Origin of the sequence: Methylobacterium sp. WL8, assembly GCF_008040045.1 — a bacterium.
GTDB lineage: Bacteria > Pseudomonadota > Alphaproteobacteria > Rhizobiales > Beijerinckiaceae > Methylobacterium > Methylobacterium cerastii.
This window is the reverse complement of sequence record NZ_VRVF01000139.1, coordinates 1-5,317: the sequence shown is the minus strand read 5'-3', so window position 1 is coordinate 5,317 and position 5,317 is coordinate 1. Positions and strand designations below refer to the sequence as shown.

The 5,317-nt window shown below is 71.8% G+C and carries 7 protein-coding genes; 5 read left to right on the top strand and 2 right to left on the bottom strand.

The genetic code is table 11. From position 1 onward, the window contains the following. Nucleotides 1–127: 127 nt before the first annotated feature. Together FV234_RS25095 and FV234_RS25090 are read right to left on the bottom strand one after the other, a co-directional pair. Nucleotides 128–412, bottom strand: coding sequence for a DUF1150 domain-containing protein (locus FV234_RS25095; RefSeq protein WP_147754492.1), 285 nt, complete (start codon nucleotides 410–412; stop codon nucleotides 128–130). A 111-nt stretch (nucleotides 413–523) separates the two neighbouring features. Continuing rightward, a complete protein-coding gene (locus FV234_RS25090; RefSeq protein WP_147754493.1) occupies nucleotides 524–952 on the bottom strand; it encodes an Hsp20 family protein in 429 nt (142 codons plus the stop codon). Between the two features lie 590 nt (nucleotides 953–1,542). Here FV234_RS25090 and FV234_RS25085 point away from each other — a divergent pair. The 5 genes from FV234_RS25085 (at nucleotide 1,543) to FV234_RS25065 (ending at nucleotide 5,197) form a co-directional block, all read left to right on the top strand. After that, complete coding sequence (locus FV234_RS25085; RefSeq protein ID WP_238270730.1) at nucleotides 1,543–2,049, top strand: Tat pathway signal protein; 507 nt, start codon at nucleotides 1,543–1,545, stop codon at nucleotides 2,047–2,049. Nucleotides 2,050–2,170: 121 nt separating this feature from the next. Continuing rightward, nucleotides 2,171–2,860 carry a MotA/TolQ/ExbB proton channel family protein gene (locus FV234_RS25080; protein ID WP_147754494.1) on the top strand — a complete coding sequence of 230 codons (690 nt, stop codon included), beginning with the start codon at nucleotides 2,171–2,173 and terminating at the stop codon, nucleotides 2,858–2,860. 111 nt (nucleotides 2,861–2,971) lie between these two features. Then, on the top strand, nucleotides 2,972–3,472 hold the full coding sequence (tolR, locus tag FV234_RS25075; RefSeq protein WP_147761440.1) for a protein TolR: 501 nt from the start codon (nucleotides 2,972–2,974) through the stop codon (nucleotides 3,470–3,472). 3 nt (nucleotides 3,473–3,475) lie between these two features. Next, nucleotides 3,476–4,498 (top strand): TonB family protein, encoded by a 1,023-nt coding sequence (locus FV234_RS25070; RefSeq protein WP_147761441.1) that lies wholly within the window; start codon nucleotides 3,476–3,478, stop codon nucleotides 4,496–4,498. Nucleotides 4,499–4,825: 327 nt separating this feature from the next. Next, nucleotides 4,826–5,197, top strand: a complete 372-nt coding sequence (locus FV234_RS25065) for a hypothetical protein (protein WP_147754411.1) — start codon at nucleotides 4,826–4,828, stop codon at nucleotides 5,195–5,197. Nucleotides 5,198–5,317 lie beyond the last annotated feature (120 nt).

The following is a 5,317-nucleotide window of genomic DNA, read 5'->3' as shown; positions in this document are numbered from 1 at the left end:
AGACGCGGCCCGTAACCCGGGCTCCCATCGAAGAGGCAGAATCCAGCCTCTCGGACGTCGGCCAATCCGTGGCAAACACCGATAACGATCCAAACCGAGCGTAACACCAGACTTCTGCAGCAGCCTGCTAGTGCAGGCTGACCGGGTAGAGGTCGTGCTCGGCGGCGTTGGCGAGGATCACCTCGCGCGAATCCGCGAGCAGGATCGGGGCGCCGCTCGCCGACAGCAGGGCGAACAGGTCGAGCCCGGGGGTGAGCTGCGGCGCCTGCGGGAAAAGGCGCATCACCTCGTCGGACCGGATCGAGCGGACGTAGGCGATGTGGCCTTCGCCGAGCGCCGCGAGGTCGGCGGCGTTGAACTCGGCCGGGTCGAGGTCGGCGGCCGTCAGCGGGGAGGTGGTGAGGTCGGTCATGTCGTGCCCTCCTTTCGAGGCAGAGCAAACAGCCCGGAAACGATCCCGTCTTGATCGAACCGATCCGGCGATCGTGGGCCTGAATCGAATGTGGGGTGTTTCGCCGGCGGATCAATCGCGCTCGAGGATGGCGATGCGGCGCACCACCCGCTCGGGCTCGGGACGGGCGAGGTCGATCGAGAGCAGGCCGTTCGACAGGTCGGCACCCAGCACCTCCATCCCGTCGGCCAGCAGGAACGCCCGCTGGAACTGGCGCGCCGCGATGCCGCGGTGGAGGAACAGCCGCTCCTTGTCGTCGACCTGACGCCCGCGGACGACGAGCTGGTTCTCCTCCAGCATCACGTCGAGCTGGTCGCGGGTGAAGCCGGCCACCGCCAGGGTGATGCGGAGGCGGTCCGGCTCCTGGTCGGTGCGGACGAGGCGCTCGATGTTGTAGGGCGGGTAGCCGTCGTTGGCGGCCTTCGAGACCCGGTCCAGCGCCTGCTCGATCTCGTCGAATCCGAGCAGGAACGGGTGTCCGAACGGGGATGGACGGGTCATCGGCAACGCCCCTGTGGAGGCCCCGTGACCGGAATGCCGGCGGGCACCTCGTTGCGGGGCCCGCAAGCGGCACCCCTTCCGGACCATCGATCCGGCCCGGAACGATATGGTCGAGCATGCCCGCCCCATCAAGAGAGCCGCCGGCCGCGATCCCACCAGGCGGCCGGGCAGATCCGGCAAGGCAGGCCGGGACCATTCGGCAAGGATGCACGCCGCAACGCGAGATGTATTCGTAACAGTTTGGAACGGCTCTGATTTTCAGCGCCGCTCTTGATCCTTGCCCTGCACCTCGGATACTTCCGCCGCGCAGGCACATTGCATTCCGCTCTTGCGGGAGATCGCGCCGGGGCGCGCATCTTCGCGAGGCCGGACGACCGCATCGCCCCTTTCCAGACACGCGCCGAGGCCGTGGTCCGAGGGAGGGTCCGAGACGGCGATGCGATGGCGCCGGTCCTCTCGGCCGCCCGCTTCGCGGCCGCGGCCGTCCGCTTCGTGCCTCGCGAACCGGATGGACCCGGCGGCAGACGAATTCGACACGGCGCGGGGCGCCGGACGGGCCGCCCGCGGAGCGGAGGATGGGAAGCGTTTCGATGGCTCAACAGATGCTCGGGCGAGGCGTCCCGCTTAACCGGCTCCGCATCAGGCGGCTCGCCCTGGACACCGCCGCCTGCGTGGGGCTCTCCCTCGTGCTCGCGTCCTCGCTCGCCGTGTCCGCGATGGCGCAGGATGCGCCGGCCGGCGAGAAGGCCGCGCCGCTCAAGCTTCAGCTCAACCGGCTCGAATCCGTCGAGGATTCCTGCCGGGCCACGATCGTCGTCGACAACAGCCGCGGGGCTGCGCTGAAGTCGTACAAGCTCGACCTGTTCGCCTTCGACACCGACGGGATCGTGCAGAAGCGGGTCGCGGCCGAGCTCGGGCCGATCCCGGCCCGCAAGACCACCGTCAAGATCTTCAACTTCCCCGGGATCGCCTGCCCGAAGCTGAGCCGGGTGCTGCTCAGCGACGTGCTCGCCTGCGAGGGCGGCGACGCGACCCGCGAAGCCTGCCTCGAACGCACCGAGACCGAGACCAAGGCGAACATCCCGTTCGACCGCTGAGCCGAGCCGGCCCGGCGCGCGACGCCGGCCGCCCCTGAGAACCGATACCGGCCGGCGGCCTAGAGCCGCCGGGCGGCCCGCGGCCGTCGCCGCACCCGAACGACCTTGCAAGGAACTCGCAATGGATCCGACCTCCGCCCCGATCGACGCCGGTCACGACTTCTCGTTCGTGGGCCTGTTCCTGCAGGCCGACCCGATCGTGAAGGGGGTGATGATCCTGCTGGTGGTCGCCTCGCTCGCCTGCTGGACCGTGGTGTTCGAGAAGGTCGTCCGCCTCGCCGCCGCGCGGCGCCAGGCCAAGGCGTTCGACGCGCTGGTGCGCTCGGGCGGCAGCCTGGAGACGGGGATGCCGGGCATCGCCGGCCACGTGGTGAAGGCGGCTCTGGACGCCTGGCGCGACCAGGACGCCTCGGAGACCCGCGCCGAGCGGCGCGACCGGATCGAGCGCGCCATGCGCGGCGCGTTGACCCTCGAGGTCAAGCGCCTTCAGAACGGCCTGGCGCTGCTGGCGACGTCGGGGTCCACGGCGCCCTTCGTCGGCCTGTTCGGCACGGTCTGGGGCATCATGAACTCGTTCTCGTCCATCGCCCGCAGCCAGGACACCTCGCTCGCCGTGGTGGCGCCGGGCATCGCCGAGGCGCTGTTCGCCACGGCGATCGGCCTCGTCGTCGCGATCCCGGCGGTGATGGCCTACAACAAGCTCGCCAACGACGTCGGGCGGATCCAGAGCACCTTCGTCTCCGGCATCGGCCTGCTCGGCAACCGCCTCGCCCGCGACCGCGGCGTCCAGCACCGCGCCGCCGCCGAATAGCCGCGCGACCATCCGAGACCCGCGATCCCGGCCCGCTCAGGCGGCCGGGCCTTCCATTCCCGACGCGGCCGCCCCTTGGGGGCCCGAGCCGCCGACCCCGGAGGACGCCGCATGGCGATGGGTTCGATCCGCGCGAGCGGTTCCGACGACGACGACCTCGACACCGCTCCGATGTCGGAGATCAACGTCACGCCGATGGTGGACGTCATGCTGGTGCTGCTGATCATCTTCATGGTCGCGGCGCCGTTGATGACCACCGGCGTGCCGGTGCAGCTCCCGAAGACCGCAGCCGCCAAGGTCGCGCAGTCGCAGAAGCCGGTCGAGGTGACGATCGACAAGGACGGCAAGCCCTCGATCGCCAAGGAGGTCTTCACCAACGAGACGCTGGTGCCGCGCCTGCGCGCCATGGCGGCCGAGAACAAGGACCAGGTGATGCTGGTCCGCGGCGACAAGGACGTGGCCTACGGCAAGATCATGGAGGTCATGGGCCTCGTCGGCCAGGCCGGCTTCACCAAGGTGTCGCTGATCGCGCAGTCTCCGGGCGGACCTGCTCCGGGCGGACCGGCTCCGGGCGCCCCCGCCGCCGCGCCGGCGAACGGGGCGGCGCGGTAAGCCATGTCCGCCATCGTCGACACCGGGCCGGACTCCCGCTCGTCGGGGCTCGTTCCCGCCTTCCTCGTCGCGCTCGCCCTGCATCTGGCCGCGCTGGCGGGCCTCGCCCTGTTCAAGCTGACGCCGCCGACGCCCCCCGGCGAGCAGCAGATCTCGATCGACCTCGCGCCGCTGATGACCGACGCGGACACGCAGGCGCCGAGCGAGACCCAGGCGAGCGAGGCCGCCCCGCCCGAGACCAAGCCCGTGGACGAGCCCGCCGAGGCGGAGCCGACCAAGCCGCCGCCGGACGCCGCCGAGGCCAAGCCCGACGAGGCGGTGGTCGCGCCCCCGCCGCCGGCCACCGTCGCGGAGGTGCCGCCCGACGCCGTCCCGGTCGAGCCGGAGAGCCAGGTCATCACCTCGCAGGCCGAGCAGGCCGAGCCGCTGGCGCCCCCGCCGCCGGTGGTCGCGCAGGCCCCCGAGCCCGCAAAGCCGGCCGAGCCGGAGAAGCCGAAGGTCGACCTCGCCAAGCTCAAGGCCGAGCGCGAGGCGAAGATCCGGGCGCAGAAGCGCCAGGAGCAGATCGAGGAGGCGCGCCGCGAGGCGATCGAGGAGCGCAAGGAGGCGATCCGCGAGGCCAAGGCGAAGGCCGCGCGCGAGGCGAAGGCCAAGCAGGCCCAGGCCCGCGCGGGCGCCGAGACCCGAAGCTCCGCTTCGTCCTCGCGCGAGAACGCGGCAGGCCGGGCCTCGGCCGGGAGCGATCCGAGCGCGATGCGCCAGTGGACCGGCGCGATCAGCTCGGCGATCCACGGCCGGATGAACCCGGGCGCGGCGGCCGGCACCGCCGGCGGCACGGCGATGGTGCGCTTCACCGTGCTGCGCTCCGGACAGGTCACGAGCGCCGGCCTCGCGCGCAGCAGCGGCGTCGGCCAGATCGACAGCGCGGCGTTGGGCGCCGTGCGCGGCAGCCTGCCGGCCGCGCCCCCCGGCGTGACCCAGTCGAGCCTGTCGGTGACGATCCCGCTCAACTATCGCGTGCGTTGAACAGAGGAAAACGCCGCCGGCGCAAGGTGCCGGCGGGTCTGACGGGCGGCTTCGACGACGCCCGAGGCTACGACGGCACGGGAAAAGTCGCCGTGACTTGCCGTCCGTGCCGCCGCGGCATTCGCCATCGGGGCGCCCGACATGCTACACCACCTTGAGTTCCGCACGCCGCGACGGGTTCGCGGCGGACCGGCGGAGACGATGCGAACCGGCCGCCCACCTGTCCTCGGGTCGCGCCGAACCCGCCCATTCCGACGACCGGGAGCGCTCCCTTCGCACGTGGAGCGCCCTTGGCGCGACGGCACCGGCAGGGACGAAAGGAATACGATGAGCGACGAGATCGATACCGGCGCGGACACCGAGGACGAAGTCCGCACTCCGGAAGAGGAAGCCAAGCACAAGGCCGAGGAGCGGGCCGAACGCGCGGAGCGGGCCGAGCGCATGCAGCGCGAGGGCGCCCAGGCCATGGCCGAGCACATCGCCTCGATCAAGGCCGTCGACGAGCGCACCGTGCGCCTGCGGGCGTTGCGCCTCGCCAAGGAGGCCTCCGACGCGCAGGCGAAGGCCGCCGAGGTCAAGCCGCTGACGAAGGCCGCCGCCGCCAAAGCCGCCAAAGCCGCTGAGAAGGCGGCCGAGAAGGCCGGCGCCGAGAAGGCCGCCCCGAAGAAGAGCGCGGCCAAAGCCGCCAAGAAGGCCTGAGGCGCGACCATGGCCTTCGACCGGACACGCCGCATCACCGATCCGCGCCAGGCGGCCGAGGCCGCCTTCAAGGCGGCGACCACCGCCAAGCCGCGGCCAGCCTGACCGGCGCGCGCCGCC

Coding starts and splice junctions, on each gene's coding strand:
- FV234_RS25095 (WP_147754492.1), bottom strand. CDS start 412: ATGACCGACCTCACCACCTCCCCGCTGACGGCCGCCGACCTCGACCCG.
- FV234_RS25090 (WP_147754493.1), bottom strand. CDS start 952: ATGACCCGTCCATCCCCGTTCGGACACCCGTTCCTGCTCGGATTCGAC.
- FV234_RS25085 (WP_238270730.1), top strand. CDS start 1,543: ATGGCTCAACAGATGCTCGGGCGAGGCGTCCCGCTTAACCGGCTCCGC.
- FV234_RS25080 (WP_147754494.1), top strand. CDS start 2,171: ATGGATCCGACCTCCGCCCCGATCGACGCCGGTCACGACTTCTCGTTC.
- tolR (WP_147761440.1), top strand. CDS start 2,972: ATGGCGATGGGTTCGATCCGCGCGAGCGGTTCCGACGACGACGACCTC.
- FV234_RS25070 (WP_147761441.1), top strand. CDS start 3,476: ATGTCCGCCATCGTCGACACCGGGCCGGACTCCCGCTCGTCGGGGCTC.
- FV234_RS25065 (WP_147754411.1), top strand. CDS start 4,826: ATGAGCGACGAGATCGATACCGGCGCGGACACCGAGGACGAAGTCCGC.